The following is a 21,410-nucleotide window of genomic DNA, read 5'->3' on the forward strand; positions in this document are numbered from 1 at the left end:
AAGAAGATCGCCAGTTTCCACAGCGTGAATCATATCACTTGATAAATCATGATAGTCTACCAGGTCGATCTGAAGCAGGCAATCCCCACTCACTTCATACGCTTCTGTCTCTTTCATAATCTTCTGGAACATTTCGCCGAATCGTTCGATACCTGAGAGAGACACCTCTATTTTTTCCCAAAGGATATCCTGGGTCGGTATGAATTCAAGAACCGCATCTTGTTGGTGTAAGTCTACCAGATAACAGCCTTTTTCCCCTGTCTCTTTCCTGTGTCTGCCTTGAATATTTCCCGGATAGACAATCGGAGGCTCGGTATTCAGAATCTGGCGTTGATGGATATGACCTAGCGCCCAATAATGATAGGCTTTCTCTTTCAGTTCATTGATGGTGAACGGGGCGTAATGTTCATGGGTGGAATGAACGCTTCCTTCGCTTCCATGCAGGAGTCCGATGACATAATCAGCTTCTATATGTCTTGGATAGTCTGTAATCCTCCTCTCTCGGATATGACGGGTGCCATAGCTGAATCCTGCCAGCTTCACTGTGGCACCTCTTTTTGTCACCAGCTCCTTCACTTCGGTCTCCATATCAAAAATGTGGACATTACCCGGCATATCAAGCTTCAGCCGGAAACTACCCAGATGATCATGATTTCCGTGAATGACATATACGGGAATGCCGCTTTCATCCAAGAGTTTGAATTGCTTCAGAAGCTTGGCCTGTGCTCTTATACTTCGGTCCTCTTCATCAAACAGGTCTCCGCTTATGATCATAAAATCAATTCGGTGATGTATCGCTTCCTTTACCAGCTTTTCAAATGCAGCAAATGTGCTGTTCTGGATGCGGTCGAATATTTCCGCTGGAAGGTGCTTCAACCCGATAAACGGACTGTCCAGATGCAAATCTGCACAATGAATGAATCGTATCTTCTCCATGAAATCCCCTCTCCGTTACGAATGTACGTTCTGTACTCTCATTATATCCTAAATCCTGCTGGTATTTCAGCTGTTATCATTAAAAGTATGAAGAAATCAATCAAAAAAGCTGTCCCCTGATTTGGAGACAGCCTGTTTTGTCATTTGTTTTTCGTAAGGTTTATTGCTTTTTTAATATCCTTATAAGAGTTTGATTTACCGTAAAGTAATACTCCGCCTCGATATACGCGTGCCCCAAAAACTCCGAGAAGAATGATGGTGACAAGCAATACTGCAATTCCGATTATCGGTTCATATACAGGCAGATTCAGCATCCCGACTCTGAGGAACATGACCATTGGAGTGAAAAACGGAATATAAGACGTAACCGTGATAAAGCTTGATTCAGGATTCCCAAGTCCAAACATAGAGATGAAGAACCCAATCATGATCAGGAAGGTCATCGGCATGATCATCTGCTGAACATCTTCAATCCTGCTTACGAGTGAACCCAGCAGGGCCGCAAGCGTTGCATAAAGAAAGTATCCAAGTAAAAAGTATACGACTGCATACAAGATGACACTTACCGATAAGGATTCAAACCCGAATGATTCAAAGAAACCTCCTGCAAGTTCATCTTTCCGGTTGAGTAATGTGATATAACCCACCCCGAGGATGACGGCTAATTGAGTCAATCCGACAAGACCGATTCCGATGATCTTCGCAAACATTTGTTTCACTGGAGATACACTGGAAATCAATATTTCCATCACTCTTGAACTTTTCTCTGTGGCCACTTCCATCGCCGTCATATTGGCATAAGCAATGACAGAGAAATAAATGAAGAATAATAGAACATAGACAATCCCCCTTGCCTGACTCAGCTCTTCTTCCGATTTAGCTCCCTCTGACAAGGCTGTTTTTTCAAATGTAACTGGTCCGCTTAATGTTGCCAGCTCTTCATTTGAAAGTTTGAGTTTATTTGCAGCCAGAGATGATTTGATATTCTGGAGAGCAAGCTGCAAGTCAGACGTCAACGATGAATCAGACAATGAAGTTGATTTATATTGTGCCTGGGGAAGACCATCTTTTCCCTCAGTCAATACGAGCAGTCCTTTGACTTCCCCTTCTTCGATTTTCGTTTCGATTTCTTCCATCGAATCGTCTGAATCTGTCAGCTTAATGTCATCATTCATAACAGTCACCTGGGCTTTAAGCATCGAATAAAGATAGCCGGTCTCATCCTGGACAACAACCTTCTCTTCTTCGTCACCCTTGAAATTTGAAATGATCGAATCAAAATTCGTCAATAATATAAGTGCCCCTGCAATGATGATGGTAGAAATGATAAAAGATTTGGCTTTAAGTTTCGAGAAATAAGAGTGGGCAAGCATAATCATGAATTTATTCATAGGAAGTACCTACCTTTTCGATGAAAATATCATTCAGTGACGGATCTTCCAATTCGAATTTTCGGAGGAATCCTTTTTGAGCGGCATGATGGAATAGTTCTTCTGCAGCTTTCTCCGACTCTACCTGCAGCAGGACGCCTTCAGTTGTTTCCTTGGACTTAGTCACGCCATTGAAGTTCTGTAATGAGGTTAAATCAAAATCAGCATTGATTACAACATTCTTTTTGCCGAAGGAACGCTTGATGTCTTTTAATCCCCCATGTACGACCGGGCGACCATGGTGCATGATGCATAAACTTTCACATAGTTCCTCCACATGTTCCATCCGATGGCTAGAGAAAACAATGGTCGTGCCATTCTTTTTTAATTCCCTGACTGCATCTTTAAGTAATTCCACATTTACAGGATCCAATCCGCTGAATGGCTCATCCAGGATCAAAAGCTTCGGTTTATGAATGACCGATGAGATGAATTGAATCTTTTGCTGATTACCCTTCGAGAGTTCTTCCACTTTTTTATCTAAATACTGCGGGATATTAAATTTTTCAAGCCATTTGGATAATTCCTTAAGTATGTCCTTCTTGTCCATGCCACGGAGCCTTGCCAGATAAACAATCTGATCCTTGACCTTCATCTTGGGATACAGCCCGCGCTCTTCAGGCAGATATCCGATTTCCCCGCTCGTGGCATAATCGATTATGCTGCCATTCCAGGTGATTTCTCCTGCAGTCGGGTCCAATAATCCCAATACCATCCTGAATGTTGTCGTCTTACCTGCCCCGTTCGCTCCCAGGAATCCGAACATTTCTCCGGGTTCAATCGTAATGGACAATTTATCGACCGCTGTGAAGCTGCCGAACTTCTTGGTGACCTGCTGAATTGATAAACTCATTTGAAGTTTCTCCTCTCATCCTTTTCCTTTTAGTCTACTTACTTCTACGATTTTCTTTTAAAAAGGTTTCATTTTCAAACTTAAATTTTATTATCCATTTAGACTTTAAATTTTTCAAAAATTGTGGAAAAATAATATAGAATGAGATTCACAGACAAAGGGGTATAGATGATGAAAACATATAAGTTGACAGTATTTGAAAAAGACGGCACGAAAATTCTCGACGAAACCTTCGAAGCTTCCTCAGATAGTGAAGCCAAGAAAGCGGGCGAATCCTTACTCGGGGAAAAGGGGTACCTTGATCATACCCACCGCTGCACCTCCCCGCTTGGTAAACTTGTATTATTCCACGCCTGATCAGAAAGTAAATTCACAAAGGCCCGCCCTTCATTGCTTTAAAGCAATCGGGACGGGCCTTCTACTATTTTAATAAATCTATTCTTGATTGAATGATTTTCTTTTGCCTTTCCATTTCTTCAAGTGCATGATTCAGGTTTCTGCTATAAACGTTCAATATACTTTGGCCGTAAGTTGTACCAGGTACTGCCCATTTTCCATTCAACCCTGTCCAATACCGGGCACTTCCTCTGCTGACAAGCGAAAACCTCGGATCGAGAAGCGGATAGGATTCAGGCAGTCTCTCGTTTGAAGCATAAGCAAATAGATGTTGAATATGGGCAAGTACTCCCTCCTCCGGTGTTTTGAAGGAAGCACCGTCAACACCAGGCCCGGTCGTACCAAGTCCTGCAAAATTATTTTGATCCGGTTTGACCTGTCCGGTAAATCGGAAATAATTTGTTTCATGAATAGCTTGTGCGCAGGCTATGTCTCCACGGATGCCATACTCATTACCATATTTGAAATAATAATCACCCAGCAAAGGAGCAGATGGATTAACCGTTCTGACGAACTCGTTCAACTGGTGCGGTTTTAAGAGGGATTCTCCTAAAATGGTGACGTCTTTCAGCGGAGGGGGGGCAGTTGTTGGAGGTGGCGGCGTCTCGTTGCCTGAACCTTCTGCCACAATGAAGGCATCGAAACTTTTTCTTTTCAATTCTGCCACTCGGTTTTCTGCATTTTCTCTATCAGCAAATGCACCTGCCTGCACTCTGTAATACGTTTTTCCCGAAATGACTTCGGGTGTGATGAAGGCATTATAAGATTTTTGTTTAAGCTCAGTGACCCGCTCTTCGGCATTCTTCCGTCCAGTGAAAGACCCTGCGATAACCTTAAACAGTTTCCCGCCGGGTATTCCGCTTTTTTCAGGAAGTGAGAGGGACTTTGCCACACCTTCTGCCAGAAACCTCGCTGCATCGTTCATGAAGACTGTATTTGATAATAAAGCAAGATCCCTGTCATTATCGATAAATAAGATTTCAACAAGTAAAGCGGGCATTTTAGTTTCTCTCAACACATGGAAATTGGCCCGTTTCTTCCCCCTGTCAATGACTGTATGTTTCTTCTTGATTGCGGAAATGTAATCATTGTGAATCATACTTTGATATGAAAGTGTAATCGAAGGTACATTTCCGTTAAATGTATAACTTTCAAATCCGCTTCCACCGCCTGCGTTGTGGTGGATCGATAAATAGAAATCCGCATTCGTTGTATTAGCAAAATTGGTTCTTTCACTCAGAGACATCGTTTTATTTTCACTTCTGGTCATAAGAATCGTCACTTGATAATGTTCTTTCAGATAATCTCTGACTTTCAGTGCGGTCAATAGATTCAGCGTCTTCTCTTCATTACCTTTATATGTTGCACCAGGGTCACTGCCTCCATGACCTGGATCGATGATAATCGTCTTCATAGAACTCCTCCTTTGAACTTGATAGTAATAGTTTATGTAGGTCAGGACAAAATGTTTGGACGATTCATCACCTGAATCTAGTAATGTTCCCCTGCTCACACCTCTTTCATTTCCCCCGTCATCCCTTCACTAACAGGCAAATCCTGAAAAAGAGGTCTCCCTCAGCTGGATTGGGCTGCGGGAGACCTCTTTTCTAAGTGTTAATACTAGCTGAAAATCTTCTAGATTCCTTTAAAGTCCGGTTTACGCTTCTCGACGAAAGCCCGGACCCCTTCTTGATGATCACCGGTCTGCCTCATGAGCCACTGCCCTTCTTTCTCAAGCTCAAGTGCATGCAGCAACCTTTCTTTATTCAAAGAGACATAAATTTCCTTAGTCTTGAGCATCGCTTTGACGGGAGCTGACAAACACTGCTTCATGTACCTTTGGATGCCATCCTCCAATTTTCCTGATGGAAGTGCTTCATCAACCAGCCCTTTCATCATTGCTTCCTGGCCATCGAGTACTTTCCCGTTCCAAATCAATCTCTTCGCTTTATGGGTACCTAACCTTTCCTGCAGGAGGAAATGGCTGCCTCCATCGGGGATCAATCCTATTCCTATGAAGTTCATGACAAGCTTGCTGTCTTCTTCACATAAAATATAATCCGATGCAAGTGCGAGGCTGAACCCAAGTCCGGCAGCTGCTCCATGGATACCTGTAACAACCACTTTTGGCATACAATACAGCGTCAAGACAAGTTCATTAATTATATCCATAATCCCGGTAAATTGTTCTTCGCCACTTAACATGAGCATGGACTTGATATCACCGCCAGAAGAAAATCCCTTTCCCTCGCCAGTAAGGATAAGTAATGAAACAGCCGGATCATTTTTCACTTCTTTCAATGCTGACAATAGGTCTTTCATGAGCCCTGCATCCAGAGCATTTAATGACTTCGGCCGGTTCAGCTGAAGTCTTGCAACCCTTCCCTCTATATGTAACTTGACCGTTTCATAGTGATTTGACACTGTCAATTTAATCCCTCCCCTTATCTCTAGAATACTCCAACAAAAATGAATAGTGAATCATTTTTTGAATAGTTTTACTACTTTTCGGGAATTTACGGAAAAGAGGTCAACCCAAATTGGCTGACCTCCATTTTTTCATGGCTGCTTTATTTTATGCTGAACCTGGTCCCTTAGGGTCCTTTTTAAGAATTTTCCTACGGATGTCTTAGGGATTTCATTCAGGAACAGAACATCATCGGGAATCCACCACTTCGCGAACTGAGGCTTGAGGAAGTCGAGTATTTCTTCCTTTGTCACTTTACCGCGTGTGGATTCTTTCAGTACGACACAGGCAACCGGACGTTCCTGCCATTCTTCATGTGGTACAGCAACAACAGCTGCTTCAAAAATATCTTCATGTGCCATGAGGGCGTTTTCCAAATCCACTGAAGAAATCCATTCCCCTCCGGATTTAATCAAATCCTTTGTACGGTCCACAATCTTTATATATCCTTCTTCATCGATGGTCACGACATCACCTGTATAGAGCCATCCGTCACGGAAGGCTTCCTGATTTCGTTCATCCTGGTAATATTCTGAGGCAATCCATGGGCCTCTGAGTGCGAGTTCACCCATCTCGCGTCCATTCCAGGCTACTTCCCCGTCTTTACCGATGATCTTCATTTCCAGTCCCGGCACAAGGATCCCCTGCTTCGCCTTCAAGTCAAGCTTCTCATCATTTGACAAATCATCGTGATAACTCTTCGAAGCAGCGATAACAGCAAGCGGGCTGGTTTCCGTCATTCCATAAGCATGCATGAAAGGAATGCCGAATTTTTCTTCAAATGTTTTAATCATCCCCCTGGGGGCAGCAGAACCACCGCATAATACAGAGCGCAGGCTGGACAAATCATACGTATTCTGTTCCATTTCGTTCAATAACCCCAGCCAAATCGTTGGTACACCTGCCGTAATCGTCACTTTCTCATCCTGCATCAAGCCAGCGAGAATACCCGGGGTGAAATAGGGACCCGGAAGCACTTGTTTTGTACCAAACCATACCGATGCAAATGGCAGCCCCCAGGCATTCACATGGAACATCGGCACTACCGGAAGAGCAACGTCCTTTTCACAGACACCTGTAGTATCTGCAAGCCCCAGGGCCATCGCATGAAGGACGATTCCACGGTGGGAATAGATGACTCCTTTTGGATTCCCCGTTGTTGCTGAGGTGTAGCACATGCCGGCAGGTGCATGTTCATCCAAGTCTTTTCTGAATGGGAACGAAGGATTTCCTTCTTCCAATAATTGTTCATAATGATAAACGTTTTCGAGTGATGTTTCCGGCATTTCACCATCCGTCATGACGATGAAGGCTTCGACAACCGGAATGCTGTCTTTTATCTTCTCTATGAGCGGGAGAATATCCGGGTCTACTAGAAGCACTTTATCACCGGCATGGTTGATAATATAGCTGATATGCTGAGGTGATAAGCGGATATTGATTGTATGCAGGATGGCTCCGCTGCATGGGATTGCAAAATAGGCTTCAAGATGCCGGTGATGATTCCAGGCGAGCGTTCCGACTTTGTCACCCTCTTCTACACCTAATTCACTCAAGGCACTTGCCAGCCGTCTTGTCCTCTCTCCCCATTGTTTGTAAGTGAAGCGGTGAATCCCCGATTCAGTGCGTGAGACAATCTCCTTCTTTGGAAAATACCTTTCAGCTCTTTCAATCATTTGTGTTAAAAGCAGAGGTGTTTGCATCATATTCCATCTCTCCCCCTCAATAAAGTAAACGCTTTCATTCTCTATCTTTAATTAGTATTCTCTTTTTCTTTAGATTTCCCTTTAAGTTTATTGAAAATTCCCTCTAACTGACGGTACACTGGTAGAACAGATGAAAATGACGGTTCTGTTAAATACGCCCGATTCCATGAATACTTCGCATTCCGCGGACAACCAAGTAAGTCTTCTCTGCCGCCTCCCTGCGGACCAGGAAAGCGAAGGCGGCTTGCAAGCCCCGACATGGAAAAGCTAATTCGGCCAGAAAGGCTTCTTTTACCTTCTTGGTCGAATTGACTTATGACATGTGCCTCTAGCCTCTAAGGGACAGGTCACACATTGGCAGCTTCTCCAGCAGGGATCATGGTCTTCACTCGCATCAACAGCTGGAACTAGTTTTAAAACAACAATAAGTTAAAACATAATCATAAAGAGAGGGAAATTGTGTGAGCTTTTCTGCAAAGTATCATTTTATGTGGTTTATCGTGTTTGCAATCGTTACGGCTATTATATCAGGCGCCAATTATTCTTCTCCTGTATTATTCATCCTCATGCTGATCGCGTGGCTTGGCACATCCATTTATATGCCAAGTACAGGCGCAAGGCTTTCATTACTGCTGAAATTCAAGATTGATGCAGTCTGGATGCTTCTGGCCATGAGTGTCAGCTGTCTCTTTATAGCCATTCCTGATCCTGCCCCAGACCAAACAGTCGACCGGTCCCCTTTTTTCCATCCTTATGAGTTTTGTGGTCTGTTGGAAAATATGGCGGGATTTCAGGAAGCTTAAAAAAAGCAGTTCATGAGACACAAGCTCACGAACTGCTTTTTATTATGAAAATAATTCATTCAGGATCTTCATTTTCTTCTCGGTGTATTCTTTGAATCCGAGATTATACGCATTAGGTTCTTTAGGGTTTGCAAAATGAGTGATCTTTCCCGTTTTCGGATCGATGAATTTACTTGCTGCCCCGCAGCCGATTCCGATGATGGTCTGGACTTCTTCCATGATCATGATATTGTATATGCTGTCTTGCCCTGGAAGTGCATACCCTACATTCTCAAGGTTTCCAAGAATATTTTTTTGCCGGTAGAGGTAGTATGGCTCATATCCGTGCCTGCTTGTCCATTCCTCTGCAAGATTCATCATCCGTTCGATCTCAAGCCTGCCGGCGACTTTATATTTTTCTTTATTCTTTGTCATTTCAGATGCCCTCTTAAAGGATAAGGTATGAACGGTTAAAGATTCAGGCATCAACTTTTCCGTTTCATCCAAAGAATGCTGAAGCTCTGAGAGTTCTTCATTCGGAAGGCCGATGATCAGGTCCATATTAATATTATTCATTCCCATTTGACGGGCCAGATGAAACTTATCAATCGTTTCTTCCACAGTATGATGGCGTCCTATTGCCTTAAGGGTTTCCTGTGTATAAGATTGCGGGTTGATGGAGATCCGGTCGATATTCCACTTATTCAAGACTTCCAGTTTTTCCTCAGAAATCGTATCCGGACGTCCGGCTTCCACTGTCACTTCCCTTACGTTGGCAACGTCCGGAAAGGAGCGGTACATCTCTTCATATAGCAAATCCATTTCCTCAGCGGTAATCGAAGTAGGTGTTCCTCCGCCGAAATAAATAGTCGTGATTTTCACCCCTTTTTCCTTGATCCACCGGCCTATCTCCTGTATTTCATAGTGCAGACCCGCAAGGAAGGAGTCGACGCGGTCCTGTTTTCCTAGTATCGCATAAGCCGGGAATGTACAATAGGCGCATTTCGTTGGGCAGAAAGGAATACCGATATAAATGCTTACTTCATTTTGCACCTCGTACAGATCGGGAACAATGGATAGCTGCCTGTCGACAATATTCTGCATGAGCTGTATTTTCTCATCTGTTATCAAGTATTCTTTACTTAGCTTCGCATGAACTTCTTCTTTCGGAGTCCCAAGCTGGTTTTGTTTATGAATTAGTTTAGTCGGACGTATTCCTGTAAGGATCCCCCATTTTTGCCGGATTCCCGTCAAATCCTGCAGAACATTAAGGTAGACATGGGACAGGGCGGTCTTCACCTGCCGGAACCGGTCTTTATCCGTTTCGAACGGCTGCCATTCACTTGAATACCCGGCGTGATACTCCTTGCCGCTTGCAGGATCAGTTAAACCGGCGGCCGCTTCTATTCGCTCTTCAGTATTTATGTCAATATAAACCAATAAATCGACGGAGTCGCATTCAGTAAAATGTATGGATGTTTCTTCAAAAAATAAATTGGCAATCAATCGCAGAGGTCGTTCAAAACGTTCATCCTCTACTCCTTTTATTAATATATTCACTATCATAATCACCTTTCAATAAAGCTAGCTTTTACTAGTGTACAGAATGGGGATAGAATGGTCAATGAGCACCCCGGATAGTGGCTGAGGGTTTATAAACAGACGAACCCCGCACCTTTAAAGTTCAAGGTGCGGGGCTGTTGTTATGATTTTATGATATTCATTTTTTTCAAAAAAGGAATCGGGTGCTGCTTTCTAAAGAGTTCCATTATGAAATAAGGAAGACCCTTTAAATCCTGACTCCTTGTAACCCAGTCAGCATGGGCTCTAACCTGACGCGGTGCTTCGCCCATCGCGACTCCAAGACCGCAGCATCTGATGGCGTCCATATCATCAATACCTGCTCCGACCATGATGATCTGCTCTTTCTTGATTCCGAGTCTCTCTGACAAATACATGAGCCCTCTGAGCTTCGAGACGCCTTTAGGAACTATATCGAGGGTATGTTCGGATGTAGGGATCGCTTCCACTTCCTCGTACATCCCTTTTATAGCGGCAGCTATATCCCATAAATCCTCTCTGTGCTCCAGCAGCACAGAGATTTTCGGGACGGAAAGCGGATTTTCCAGAAGATGTTCACTTATTACATTCACATACTGCTTGCTGTATAAAAATCGGGAATCCCTCTCCCATGAAAGTTTTGATGTCATTTTCGACTGATTACTAGCTTTCCCTACAATACTCTGTTTTTCATGGGATAGCTGAATCTGACCAGAGAACCCTTCGAGAAATTGTGTCATTTCATACGTGATATTTTCAGAGATTTTCCTTACGTACAATGGCTGATCACGCTCTGCAGCAATATATGCCCCGCCGTGTGTAATGATTGGCCCTTCGATTTTAAGGGCATTGGCGACTTTTCTGGCAGAAGCAAAGTTTCTGCTCGTAACAAGAGTGACCTGCACCCCTTTATTTTGAACGTACTCAATCGCTTCCTTCGTTTCCTTCGCAATTTTTCCGTTTTCGTTCACTACAGATCCATCGATGTTTAGAGCCAGCATTCTATATATCATTGGTGTCCCCCCTAAATGTTGTCTACAGCCTTTCTATACTCTTATGAGGGGATTGAGACAAATATGACAAGGGGGCATATTTCGCCGTTTATATCTGTTATAAAAGTTGTCACTTTTACCTGGTAGAACGAAAGGCCGATGCTTTACCTGAAGAAAAATGTCCCCTAATCAGATTCCAACGACATCCACCACTAAATCAACCAAAAAAAGCACCCGATTCAATATCGAACCGGGTACTTTAACTGCCGATGGAATTATTTTTGCATGGAACCGTATAATTCTTCAAGCGGCTTCATGATGACTTTGTTCAGGTCATTGATCACCATGCTCATGCGCTGTTCAGCTTCCATAAGCTTGGCGATTTTTTCATGCTGCTGCACAAGCTGTGCTGTTTTTTGAGCCTGCTCCACTTCTTCTTGAGAGATTTCCTCACCGCTCATTTGTTTTTGCTGAAGTGTCATCTGGATGTTTCTGAAGTTTTCAAACATCTTGCTTGCTGATTCATCGTTGTTTACTTCATCGTACATTTTTTTCAGTTCCAGGAATTCGTCGCTTTGTCTAAGCGTTCTTTCCAGTTCGTTTGCTTGATCGTATAAATTAATAGCCAAAATACGTACCTCCTAAAATTTTTAACTCTTTGTTTCCTCCACCACTATAACAAACTATGGGGCGGAATTCTAGGAAGTTCCCTTTTGGTCACTTTCGACCATCATCCTTCTATCTATATCCTCTATGAGAATAGCATGACAACTACACTTTGGATTAATCCAATGATCCCCCCGAGAAGTGCCCCGAGGTAGGTGATCATCTTAAATTCCCTTCGAGAGATGCCAAGTACCAATTCCTCGAGTCTGGCTACAGAAAATGATTCCACCTGATCCTGGACAATTTTCTGAAGGTGAAGCTTGGACATCAGATTCGGGATCTTGTTTGACAGGAGGTCTGTCCCTTTCCCCACCCATTGTGGAAGCAATTTTTCAGTGATCGTCTGCTGATGCGGTGACAGCCAGTATGATAGTGGTTTGGACAGATGACCTTCGATGTTGATAAGCCTTGTTAAAGATATGTAAAGCTCGGACATCAGATCTTCTTCAGGCAGCTTATCAATCACGTCTTCAATTTTCATGAGCTTTAATTTAGCCCATTCTTTTCTCAGGAGGTTGTGAAGGATTTCCTGTGTGCCTTCATGCTTGATGAATTTCACGATTTCCGGTTGTACCTTATCAGCAACGGATGTGTTTCCAAGAAACATCCCAAGAATATTCCCGAGCGTGCCTCGTTCCTTTAGAAAGTCATCGATCATGACCTTCACTTTCGCTTTTCCTTCGGGACTTGTAAAATATGCTTCCGCACGGCTTGCGATGAGGTCGACAAGCTTCGGGACCATCTCTTCTATTTTTTCCTGCCATTTTTCAGGCAGTGCTTCTTCGATTCGTTTGGAGCTGTACTCCATCTTTGTACGGGATATTTTTTTTTCCATCCACTCCTTCAGCCATTGATTCAACCTATCCGATGAAACAGGGATGTGCAGTATTTCAAGCCATTCATTTACAGTTTTATCAGAGTTGAAAACGGGTTCTGATTCTTCTTTAAGCCACTGAACGACATCGCGTTGAAAATCTTCATTCATGACTTTATTCTGAAGGCTTTCAGGAGTGATTAAATGATCGACTACCATATTGCCTAACTGCCTGGCAAGTTCCTCTCTTCTTTTCGGGATGAGACCCGGTGTGAAGGGTACTTTAAATCGTCCAATATAGTAAGCCTTATACGGCCTGAATAACATTTTAATCGCGAGTGAATTGGTTATACCGCCGATAAGGGCACCAATCACTATCATAAACGCAATGAGGATTAAAGCATCCAGCATACCAGCACCTTCCTTTCTGCTTTGAACATTTTGCCCAGTTTTACATACAATGCTATATCAACAATAGCCCAATATACAATTATAAGTATAACTCAAACCCATATGCAAACGAGGAATGTCAATATGATGTATAAATGCTCCTTCATCAATTTTGAGAATGGGAGAAATGAAGATGAATTGCTTTTACCCGAAGTCATCTATCATAAATTTGATGTTTCCAAACAAGTGATCCTGATAGCCGGGAATTCTTTCCTGAATGTACACTGCTCCCCTTCTGCCACGGGAAACTCACAGATAACTTTGAAAACAAGTAACCCGCTGTTCTCATCGATACCCCGGATGGATAATATCCTTGTCAAATTGAATCAGGATAATAATAGCCTCACCATTGGCCCGGTAACGGCTTTATTAATTGATCACTGTCAAGGGGATAAACTGAATACACATTCTTTAAAGGAATATTTTACAGAGTGTCAGAGTTGGTTTCAACTGAAAGGCGGACTATTTTATCTGCTTCCGGTCACATCCTTATTAAAGAACAGGACTGAAGCATGGATATTTGATCAGAATGAATGGCAGATGAAAACAATGCCTCTCCCCCATGTTATTTACAATCGCAGTCATTCCCGCAAAATAGAAACTCACCCGCTTTATGAATCTTCTCTGAAAAGGATGAATGATCACTCTGTTCACTTATTTAATTCTTCATTCCTTTCCAAGGATATCGTCCACGTGCATTTACTGAATAGTAAACAGCTTCAGCCTCATTTGCCCGAAACAGTCCAAGGAATCGAACGGGTAGATGAGATGCTTGCTGTCTATACTGATGTCTTTGTAAAAGCCGTTAACGGAAGCAAGGGCCGTTATATCATTCGAATCCAAAAAAGGGAGAATGATTATCTTGTATATCAAAATTCCTTCACTTCTAAACGTACTCTCACTTTCCCGACATATTCATCCCTTTACAGGCAGCTTCACTCCTGGTGCGGTGATTCACATTATATCGTTCAGCAAACGATCCCCTTGAAGACTGTCAAAGAACAGCCTCTGGATTTTCGTTTCCTTTGTCACAAGAATCATAAAGGGGCCTGGACGGTGATTTCATCGGTTGCACGGATTGCATCAGAAAATCAATTTGTAGCAAATATCGATCAGGGTGGACGTATGGATCCGCCGCTTTCGATCCTTACCTCCCTTTTTGATTCTGATGAGGGTCGGCTGATTTTCACAAAGATGAAAGCATTGGCTCTTTCAGCTTCTTCTGTCTTAACTCAGCATCTCGATGGTCATTATGCGGAATTGGGTATTGATATCGGGATCGATTGTGACGGAAAGCCATGGATCATCGAAATTAATTCCAAACCTTCCAAACGGACGTTTGTGGACAATGAACGGGTCAGACCTTCTGTGAAGACTTTATATGAATACAGTTACAATATTTGGAATGAGAAGGAGGATTAACATGAATTATTCATTAGGGATCATGACTTTGAACCCCGACCTCTCTAACCCCTATTTTAAGGGAATAGGAAAACAATCCCTCCCCTTTAACAATGATTTGTACTTATTTTCGCCTCATGACATCTCTCCGGTCAATGAGACGGTTGAAGGGTTCGCATTCGACCGTGAAAGCGGAAATTGGAAAAAAGAAATCTTTGATATCCCCAGTTTCATTTACGACAGGACCTACTATGATAAAAGCCTGCAATCCAGACAAGCGAAAGCAGTCGTCCAATGGTTGAAAAACCAGCCCCATATACGTTTTCTTGGGTATGGGCTTCCTAACAAATGGCTTATGTACGAAAAATTAACAAGCAGCCCGCTTTCCTCCTATATTCCGGAAACATTCCTGATTAAAAACCACTCTCATTTACTTAATTTACTGATTAAATATAAAGATATCATCATCAAACCAGTAGATGGAGCAAATGGTTTTGCTGTTTATCATTTAATACTTTCAAATAACGAAGTGACCGTCCGCACAACCAAAAATTATGAGATTGCTGAACAATCCTTCCCATCGAAGGCCATCTTCATGAAATGGGCGGAAAGGATGCTGGAACAGCACACCTTCATCGCGCAGGAAAGAATTCATAACCGGACGGAGCTCGATACACCTTTTGACATACGAATTCTGTTAAATAAGGATCAATTTGGAGAGTGGCGGGAATTTCAACGGGCAATCCGTGAAGGGACAAGAGGCGGAATCGTCACAAACATTAGCAGAGGAGGTACTTATTATTCACAGGAAGAGTGGGAAAGCATTCATCCAGAGGCAGATTGGACGTTCATCGGGACCGAGTTGAATGCGATGCTGATTGAACTCCCTGATCTGTTGGAAGATTATTTCTCTCCCCTGTTTGAGCTCGGTGTTGATGTCCTCCTTGCACAGGACGGATCTCTGTGGATTCTGGATATCAATTCAAAGCCTGGTCATAAGATTGTGGACACACTGGGAATCGAGAAGCTTGACTCTCTGCACCAGTCCCCTCTGGAATACTGTGAGCACTTATATTCAATTTCTCTTCCATCCTTAAGGCGAGGTGATTTTTAAATGTTAAAAACCTATAAAATTGAACAATTTCAAGATAAAAATTCCATTCTTTATCTGCCTTCGCACTGGAATCAGGAAAAAACTCAATTTCCTCAGACTGCTGCACTCGGGACAACGAAACAATCTGTCATATGTAAAAGACACCCAAACGGAAGAAATGTAATTGGAATCAGTTCGAAGCTTGCGAAGAGTCTTCACCTCCCGGTTAAAGTAAGTTCACTGTCTCTATTCATAAAAGACGAATGCCTCTACCTGGGGGTGTTGATCGGAATATTCACCTCCGGATTTACGAACTTCAAACTAAGTCCTGTCGGTGAACGATCTTACTTTTTCAGAAAACTATTATCGGTACAGTCTTCCCTCGGCGTCATCCCTTACATCTTTGGTGAGAAGCACATAGATTGGGAAAACGGTTTAATCAATGGATATTTCCATTTTGGAGAAGGATGGGAGACTGAAACGGTACCCTTCCCCAACGTGATTTATGACAGGCTGCCAAACCGCCGGAGTGAAAAAAGAAAAACCTACAAAGAAATCAAAGGCAGACTGCAAGGGGAGTACGGCATCCCATGGTACAATCCTGGATTCTTTAATAAACTCGAGCTTTTTGAACGCCTTGAATCGGATGATTCAGTTAGCATGTATCTCCCGGAAACTCATTCTTTTCAATCATTTCAAGAGATAGAACGGATGCTTTCCCTTTACAAGCAAGTCTTTTTGAAACCTAAAAACGGAAGCTTGGGGAATGGGATACACAAGCTTACTTTCGATCGTCAGTCACAGGATTATTACTGCCGATTCCGTGATGGCGAAGGGAAAAATCGGCTAGTCAGGTTTTCTTCACTCGAACGGCTGATGAACTCCCTCTTCAAAAATCGGAGCCTTGATACATTTCTAATCCAACAGGGGATCTCCCTCATCACGGAAGATAATCGGCCCATTGACTTCCGTGTCCATACGAACAAAGACGAAGAAGGCAGTTGGCATGTAAGTGCTATGGCAGGGAAGGTAGCTGGTATCGGAAGCGTCACCTCCCACGCCAATAATGGCGGAGTGGTAAAGAGCCTTTCTGAACTATTCCCCGAACCATCGAGGAGGATGGAAGCAGAATCATCACTAAATGAAGCAGCATTAAAGCTCTCTCGTGCGATTGAATCCAACATGGAAGGCTATATTGGAGAAATCGGTTTTGATTTAGGAATGGATGAAAACGGAGGGGTTTGGATGTTCGAAGCGAATTCGAAACCGGGAAGAGCCATCTTTTCGCACCCTGATTTAAGAAGTTTTGATATCCTGACACGGAAACTCGCCTTATCATTCGGGGTCTTCTTATCGCAGCGGGCGATCCATCACCCTGAGGAAATGATGCCATGAACATTTTATACGACATGACCAGGAAGGTTTTTTTTCACAAGGAGGAATCATTGACTGCCGTCCCTTTTGCAAAGGATTCCTTCCTTCTATCTGCAAAAGAAACATCAGGCTCATACACATTTAAGATCGATTGGAAAAAAAATGCGCTGTCTGTCCCGCTTGTTGGCATCGTCACAGGCAGAGATCAAGGTAAATATAAAGGGAATTTCGAATTATTCCGGTCGATTCAGCGGGATATTGAAGAGCTTGGCGGAATGTGCTTCGTATTCTCTCCCGGGGATGCAGGTGGGAAATCCATACAGGGAATCAGCTTCAATGGTAACGTAAATAAGTGGGTGAAATGTACATTTCCAATCCCAAACGTCATCTACAATAGAATTCCATCCAGGGAAGCGGAACAAAATAAGGAATATGTAAAATTAAAACAATTCATCACAACATTTGACATCCCTTATTTCAATCCTCATTTCTTTAGTAAATGGGATGTTCACCAAATTCTTTCTCAAAGCGGGGAGCTGCGAGGGTATTTGCCCTCCACTGCCCTGATAGAAAATCAAGATCGTTTCGTGAAATTTTTGGAACGTCACAAGAAAATCTATGTCAAACCATCATTTGCCTCGCAGGGCAGAGGCATCAGGCTGATCGAGATGGAATCAAACGGCACCATCATTTGCAGGAGCATAAAGAAAATAGAAAAATTCATGTCGCTGAAACGATTACTTACTTCTTATCATGAATGGTTTCATCCCGATCAGCATCTGATCATGCAGGAAGCGATACCCTGCAAGACTCTTTATGATCATCGTTACGATTACCGCGTACTGGTCCTGCACACCGGGGAGGAATTTAAGCTAATGGGGATCGGCGTCCGGATTTCACAGCGCCAGGAAGTAACCACACACGTACCTGCAGGAGGGAAAGTCATTTCTCTAACGGATGTTGTGACACCCGGGACTAAAAAAGAAATCCTTCATATCATGAAGGCCTGCGGTAGGGAGCTTGTACAGGCATTTGGTTATGTAGGCGAGTTCTCAGTAGACCTTGCACCGCGTGAAAATGGTGGATTTGTCCTATTTGAAATCAATTCTAAACCGATGACATTCGACGAAGAAGAAATTGAAACAAATAGACGAAAACAGCTTGTCCGAACTTTTTTGACACTATCAAAACAATATAAAGAAGGTTGACCGATCGTATCCATTCAGGTCAACCTTCTTATCAACGTAATGAATTATAGATCGTGGAAAAGCGGGCTGCATGCTCCATCTCATCTGTCATCGCAATGAATAAGGGGTTATAGGCCTGTCGATTCGGAATTTCCAACAACATGTCCCTGTAGAATTCCGCTGCCTCCAATTCATCCTTCAAGGCTCGCAGCACCCCTTCCTTGAACGTTGTATACTCGATCTTTTCCTTCTTATGCTCATAATACTCGCCAGTATATAAATAATGCAGATACTGAAACATCTCATAATGTTCCTTTTCATCCTTTTTGGCATGCTCTATGAACTCGACATATAAAGGATTATTCGTCCTGTTCTTCAAATCTTTATAAAAATAATAGGCTGTCCATTCATCACTGATCGCTTTCTCCAAATCACGTATAAACGAATTCATACTTCGCCCCTCCTCAGGTCTCTTCCCTAAATACTATTAAACAATTAAGAAAAATATGATTGAATAAACGGAAACCTACACAGCTTATGATGAAACGTTTACAATGAGTAGTGAGGTGATTAAATTGATACAGCACTTTCAATATAAAAATATGTATGAGAACAAACAGCTGCCTGGATGGACTTTCTCATTCTATTTCAGCGGAATGAAATACGAAGGAAACTATCATAAAAACGGAAACATCGAATGGACAGGCAATATTCCGCCTGCAAACAAAGAAGAAGACCTGAAAAAACAACTGCACGAACTCATGTTATATCATGTGTATGAATAGAAAAGCGGAAGGGCTTTGGTAGAGGCGGGTGGCATAAGGCGAACCGGACAGGAAGGCGCGCTTTTGCCTTCTTGGCCGGTTTGACTTATGACATGTGCCTCTAAGCCCTGGAGCTGGACATAGAAAAGCGGAAGCGGCTCGATCAGAGGCGACAAGCATAAGCCATGCCATCCATAAAGGCGCTCCTTGCCTTTTTGGATGGCATGGCTTATGTCTCGAGCCTCTAGCCGCTGGAGCTGGACAAATAGAAAAGCGGAAGGGCTTTGGTCAGAGGCGGGTGGCATAAGGCGAACCGGACAGGAAGGCGCGCTTTTGCCTTCTTGGCCGGTTTGACTTATGACATGTGCCTCTAAGCCCTGGAACTGGACAATAGAAAAGCGGAAGCGGCTCGACCAGAGGCGACAAGCATAAGACAGGGCAGCCATAAAGGCCGCTCTTTGCCTTTTTGGATGGCATGGCTTATGTCTCGAGCCTCTAGCCGCTGGAGCTGGACAAATAGAAAAGCGGAAGGGCTTTGATAGAGGCGGGTGGCATAAGGCGAACAGAAAAGCTTCTTGGACTATTTAGCTTATCGCCTTGAGGACTAAAATCCATTGCTGGGAAACAGGATAATTTATTTCAATTAATTGAAGTGTGGCACAATTAATTTTTTTCCAGCACAATAATCCTCCAAACCGGCACAATTAAATTCACCACTCCTATCTAAAGAGCTCTCATCACGAGTATTCTTGATATTTTTCTAATAGTGCAGCTCCGAAGACGCGCTTTTCTGCTCTTTTTCGTGAGCAATTCCCTTATAACAAACAGTTTCCACAACAAAATGGCTATGCATGTACCTCAGCAGCATAAATCGATCGATGAATATTTCATCCCTCTAACTTACGCACTCCTTATATGATTTAATAACCAACCTGCCCTATACTCAAACTTCTCTCAATAAAAAATTCATAATGATGAATGAACCTAATCCGTATTTCAAAAAATAGGAGCAGGAGGCTGATAAGAATGACGAAAGATAAAAATGACTATCAATTTCTTCCTGATACGAATTATGAAGGAAAAGGAAGTCTTTTTCTTGATGTTGACAGATTTATCAATGAAGGATTATCAGGGGGATCCGTTCATATGAGGGATGATACAACGAATATCGGTCAAGCGACCCTCATCACTGACCACGAGGAGCCGCCAGCTCATTCTTAGACCGTCTTCAATCAGGGGGCCAGTTTCTAGACTGGTCCCCTGATCATTAAGACACCATTTGTCCTGCATTACGCACATAAAAAAACTGCCTGGATGGCAGCTTTGATCATTTATCGGCTTTTAACCAGCATATTTACAGCTTCCTTTATTTCCTCTTCTGCATTTCTGCCTTCCAGTTCCGATTCACGGATACATGCCTCCAGGTTTTTAGCGACAATCAAACCGATGGTACGGTCGACAGCTGTACGGACTGCGGATAATTGAGTAACAACATCTTTGCAATGCTTATCGTCTTCCATCATTTTCAAGATTCCACGGACTTGTCCTTCTAAACGTTTTAAACGATTTTTTTCTTCTTTATTGTACTCCACATCGGACACCCCATTATGATTTATTCCTTACCCATAGTATTAAAATCAGGAAAAATTTGCAATCCCGGCCTCTTTGATTCCTTACTTATTTTCAGTACAATGGTTATATACATAACATAAATACTAATATAAGAGGGATGACATGTTAACTTCTTTACTGATAAAATACCCTAATGCAACTCTCCAAAATCACTATCCAACCCAACTTGCCTTTGAGAAAATCTGGTTTACGAATCTAAATCAAGATGAATTTATCGGTATCGATGAAAGTGATATCAGCCAGGATGAAGTCGAATTGTTGAAATGTCTGTTTACGGAATTGGACATCAAACATAACCACTTGAATGACTCCCTGCATGCCAAAGAATGGTTTAATTACTTATATAAAAAGGGGCCGGTCCCTCCCCATGGTGAAAAAGAATATCGCATCATTCACTTCATCCTTAATGGACGAAGTGACATACAACTTATGAGAGAAGCCTTTCTCAATCTGCTTCCTCATCATGCAACCCTCGTATTGCTGGATGAACAGAAAGGATTGATCATTGAAGAAAGAAACAACTTTATATTGGATGAGGAACAGCTGGAGTCCATTTCCCATGTCATCGAAACAGACTTTTATATGAGTATGGCTATCTTTATCGGTCAGTTCCAACGCATTAACAAGGATTTCATTCGATCCTTCCAATATGAATGTGAGATGTTTTATTATGCAGAATCAAGCTATTCTTCTCCCTATATTCAGTCCGTAGCAACGGTTCTTCCATCGTTGTTGTTGAAATACTTACCTGGTGAGTGGAAGGAACAGGTGTTTGGGACAATCTCACAAATATTCGAGGAAGACACCGAGCTGATTCATACGGTGAAAGCGTTTCTTGAGAATCAATCAAATATCAGCCAAACTGCAAAAAAATTGTTTATGCACCGGAATAGCGTACAGTATCGAA

21 protein-coding genes are annotated in these 21,410 nt (G+C 42.7%); 9 read left to right on the forward strand and 12 right to left on the reverse strand.

Going from position 1 to position 21,410, the window contains the following annotated elements; translation table 11 throughout:
• The 3 genes from HP456_RS06270 to HP456_RS06280 all read right to left on the reverse strand — a co-directional run.
• The coding region (locus HP456_RS06270; protein ID WP_172249198.1) for a metallophosphoesterase family protein at positions 1-936 on the reverse strand (936 nt) is incomplete at its 3' end.
• A 140-nt stretch (positions 937-1,076) separates the two neighbouring features.
• A complete protein-coding gene (locus tag HP456_RS06275) occupies positions 1,077-2,327 on the reverse strand; it encodes an ABC transporter permease (RefSeq protein WP_172249199.1) in 1,251 nt (416 codons plus the stop codon).
• A complete protein-coding gene (locus HP456_RS06280) occupies positions 2,320-3,219 on the reverse strand; it encodes an ABC transporter ATP-binding protein (protein WP_172249201.1) in 900 nt (299 codons plus the stop codon). The genes HP456_RS06275 and HP456_RS06280 overlap by 8 nt, the downstream gene beginning before the upstream one ends.
• Positions 3,220-3,387: 168 nt before the next feature.
• Here HP456_RS06280 and HP456_RS06285 point away from each other — a divergent pair, with 168 nt between their 5' ends.
• Positions 3,388-3,576, forward strand: coding sequence for a YhzD family protein (locus HP456_RS06285; RefSeq protein ID WP_376766195.1), 189 nt, complete (start codon positions 3,388-3,390; stop codon positions 3,574-3,576).
• A 64-nt stretch (positions 3,577-3,640) separates the two neighbouring features.
• On the opposite strand, the gene HP456_RS06290 is transcribed toward HP456_RS06285, so the two are convergent.
• The 3 genes from HP456_RS06290 to HP456_RS06300 form a co-directional block, all read right to left on the reverse strand.
• Positions 3,641-5,029 (reverse strand): N-acetylmuramoyl-L-alanine amidase, encoded by a 1,389-nt coding sequence (locus tag HP456_RS06290; protein ID WP_172249203.1) that lies wholly within the window; start codon positions 5,027-5,029, stop codon positions 3,641-3,643.
• A 221-nt stretch (positions 5,030-5,250) separates the two neighbouring features.
• On the reverse strand, positions 5,251-6,039 hold the full coding sequence (locus HP456_RS06295; RefSeq protein WP_312857738.1) for an enoyl-CoA hydratase: 789 nt from the start codon (positions 6,037-6,039) through the stop codon (positions 5,251-5,253).
• Positions 6,040-6,174: 135 nt separating this feature from the next.
• Positions 6,175-7,788: a long-chain fatty acid--CoA ligase gene (locus HP456_RS06300; protein WP_172249207.1), complete on the reverse strand. Its 1,614-nt coding sequence runs from the start codon at positions 7,786-7,788 to the stop codon at positions 6,175-6,177.
• Between the two features lie 461 nt (positions 7,789-8,249).
• Between HP456_RS06300 and HP456_RS06305 the strand changes: the two genes are divergently transcribed.
• Positions 8,250-8,591 (forward strand): hypothetical protein, encoded by a 342-nt coding sequence (locus HP456_RS06305; RefSeq protein ID WP_172249209.1) that lies wholly within the window; start codon positions 8,250-8,252, stop codon positions 8,589-8,591.
• A gap of 42 nt (positions 8,592-8,633) precedes the next feature.
• Here HP456_RS06305 and HP456_RS06310 read toward each other — a convergent pair whose 3' ends face one another.
• The 4 genes from HP456_RS06310 to HP456_RS06325 all read right to left on the reverse strand — a co-directional run bounded on the left by HP456_RS06310 (position 8,634) and on the right by HP456_RS06325 (position 13,013).
• Positions 8,634-10,133: a coproporphyrinogen III oxidase gene (locus HP456_RS06310; RefSeq protein ID WP_172249229.1), complete on the reverse strand. Its 1,500-nt coding sequence runs from the start codon at positions 10,131-10,133 to the stop codon at positions 8,634-8,636.
• A gap of 140 nt (positions 10,134-10,273) precedes the next feature.
• Positions 10,274-11,143, reverse strand: a complete 870-nt coding sequence (locus HP456_RS06315) for an HAD-IIB family hydrolase (protein ID WP_172249210.1) — start codon at positions 11,141-11,143, stop codon at positions 10,274-10,276.
• Positions 11,144-11,397: 254 nt separating this feature from the next.
• Positions 11,398-11,751 carry a YlbF/YmcA family competence regulator gene (locus HP456_RS06320; RefSeq protein ID WP_172249211.1) on the reverse strand — a complete coding sequence of 118 codons (354 nt, stop codon included), beginning with the start codon at positions 11,749-11,751 and terminating at the stop codon, positions 11,398-11,400.
• Between the two features lie 122 nt (positions 11,752-11,873).
• Positions 11,874-13,013: a DUF445 domain-containing protein gene (locus HP456_RS06325; RefSeq protein WP_172249212.1), complete on the reverse strand. Its 1,140-nt coding sequence runs from the start codon at positions 13,011-13,013 to the stop codon at positions 11,874-11,876.
• Positions 13,014-13,136: 123 nt separating this feature from the next.
• Here HP456_RS06325 and HP456_RS06330 point away from each other — a divergent pair, with 123 nt between their 5' ends.
• Genes HP456_RS06330 through HP456_RS06345 form a run of 4 tightly spaced genes read left to right on the forward strand, consistent with a single transcriptional unit; the run spans position 13,137 to position 18,128 of the window.
• Positions 13,137-14,474 carry a YheC/YheD family endospore coat-associated protein gene (locus HP456_RS06330; protein ID WP_172249213.1) on the forward strand — a complete coding sequence of 446 codons (1,338 nt, stop codon included), beginning with the start codon at positions 13,137-13,139 and terminating at the stop codon, positions 14,472-14,474.
• 1 nt (position 14,475) lies between these two features.
• The gene (locus tag HP456_RS06335; protein ID WP_172249215.1) at positions 14,476-15,567 is read left to right on the forward strand and encodes a YheC/YheD family endospore coat-associated protein; all 1,092 of its coding nucleotides are present in this window, start codon (positions 14,476-14,478) and stop codon (positions 15,565-15,567) included.
• Positions 15,568-16,941, forward strand: coding sequence for a YheC/YheD family endospore coat-associated protein (locus HP456_RS06340; protein WP_172249217.1), 1,374 nt, complete (start codon positions 15,568-15,570; stop codon positions 16,939-16,941).
• Positions 16,938-18,128, forward strand: coding sequence for a YheC/YheD family endospore coat-associated protein (locus HP456_RS06345; protein ID WP_172249219.1), 1,191 nt, complete (start codon positions 16,938-16,940; stop codon positions 18,126-18,128). Before HP456_RS06340 ends, HP456_RS06345 begins: the two co-directional genes overlap by 4 nt.
• Positions 18,129-18,159: 31 nt before the next feature.
• Here HP456_RS06345 and HP456_RS06350 read toward each other — a convergent pair whose 3' ends face one another.
• Positions 18,160-18,558 (reverse strand): ferritin-like domain-containing protein, encoded by a 399-nt coding sequence (locus HP456_RS06350; protein WP_172249221.1) that lies wholly within the window; start codon positions 18,556-18,558, stop codon positions 18,160-18,162.
• 124 nt (positions 18,559-18,682) lie between these two features.
• On the opposite strand from HP456_RS06350, the gene HP456_RS06355 reads away from it, so the two are divergent.
• Together HP456_RS06355 and HP456_RS06360 are read left to right on the forward strand one after the other, a co-directional pair.
• A complete protein-coding gene (locus tag HP456_RS06355) occupies positions 18,683-18,892 on the forward strand; it encodes a YheE family protein (protein WP_172249231.1) in 210 nt (69 codons plus the stop codon).
• A 1,005-nt stretch (positions 18,893-19,897) separates the two neighbouring features.
• Positions 19,898-20,092: a hypothetical protein gene (locus tag HP456_RS06360; protein WP_172249223.1), complete on the forward strand. Its 195-nt coding sequence runs from the start codon at positions 19,898-19,900 to the stop codon at positions 20,090-20,092.
• Positions 20,093-20,202: 110 nt separating this feature from the next.
• On the opposite strand, the gene HP456_RS06365 is transcribed toward HP456_RS06360, so the two are convergent.
• Positions 20,203-20,463, reverse strand: a complete 261-nt coding sequence (locus tag HP456_RS06365) for a metal-sensitive transcriptional regulator (protein WP_172249225.1) — start codon at positions 20,461-20,463, stop codon at positions 20,203-20,205.
• A 142-nt stretch (positions 20,464-20,605) separates the two neighbouring features.
• Here HP456_RS06365 and HP456_RS06370 point away from each other — a divergent pair.
• Positions 20,606-21,410: PucR family transcriptional regulator (locus HP456_RS06370; RefSeq protein ID WP_172249226.1), on the forward strand; the 805-nt coding region annotated here is incomplete at its 3' end.

Source organism: Bacillus haikouensis, from assembly GCF_013179555.1.
Taxonomy (GTDB): Bacteria; Bacillota; Bacilli; order Bacillales; family Bacillaceae_B; genus Rossellomorea; species Rossellomorea haikouensis_A.

Excerpts from the sequence above, each read along its gene's own strand:
- HP456_RS06275 (WP_172249199.1), bottom strand. The coding sequence starts at position 2,327 with ATGAATAAATTCATGATTATGCTTGCCCACTCTTATTTCTCGAAACTT.
- HP456_RS06280 (WP_172249201.1), bottom strand. The coding sequence starts at position 3,219 with ATGAGTTTATCAATTCAGCAGGTCACCAAGAAGTTCGGCAGCTTCACA.
- HP456_RS06285 (WP_376766195.1), top strand. The coding sequence starts at position 3,388 with ATGATGAAAACATATAAGTTGACAGTATTTGAAAAAGACGGCACGAAA.
- HP456_RS06290 (WP_172249203.1), bottom strand. The coding sequence starts at position 5,029 with ATGAAGACGATTATCATCGATCCAGGTCATGGAGGCAGTGACCCTGGT.
- HP456_RS06300 (WP_172249207.1), bottom strand. The coding sequence starts at position 7,788 with ATGATGCAAACACCTCTGCTTTTAACACAAATGATTGAAAGAGCTGAA.
- HP456_RS06315 (WP_172249210.1), bottom strand. The coding sequence starts at position 11,143 with ATGATATATAGAATGCTGGCTCTAAACATCGATGGATCTGTAGTGAAC.
- HP456_RS06325 (WP_172249212.1), bottom strand. The coding sequence starts at position 13,013 with ATGCTGGATGCTTTAATCCTCATTGCGTTTATGATAGTGATTGGTGCC.
- HP456_RS06330 (WP_172249213.1), top strand. The coding sequence starts at position 13,137 with ATGATGTATAAATGCTCCTTCATCAATTTTGAGAATGGGAGAAATGAA.
- HP456_RS06335 (WP_172249215.1), top strand. The coding sequence starts at position 14,476 with ATGAATTATTCATTAGGGATCATGACTTTGAACCCCGACCTCTCTAAC.
- HP456_RS06340 (WP_172249217.1), top strand. The coding sequence starts at position 15,568 with ATGTTAAAAACCTATAAAATTGAACAATTTCAAGATAAAAATTCCATT.
- HP456_RS06345 (WP_172249219.1), top strand. The coding sequence starts at position 16,938 with ATGAACATTTTATACGACATGACCAGGAAGGTTTTTTTTCACAAGGAG.
- HP456_RS06350 (WP_172249221.1), bottom strand. The coding sequence starts at position 18,558 with ATGAATTCGTTTATACGTGATTTGGAGAAAGCGATCAGTGATGAATGG.
- HP456_RS06360 (WP_172249223.1), top strand. The coding sequence starts at position 19,898 with ATGACGAAAGATAAAAATGACTATCAATTTCTTCCTGATACGAATTAT.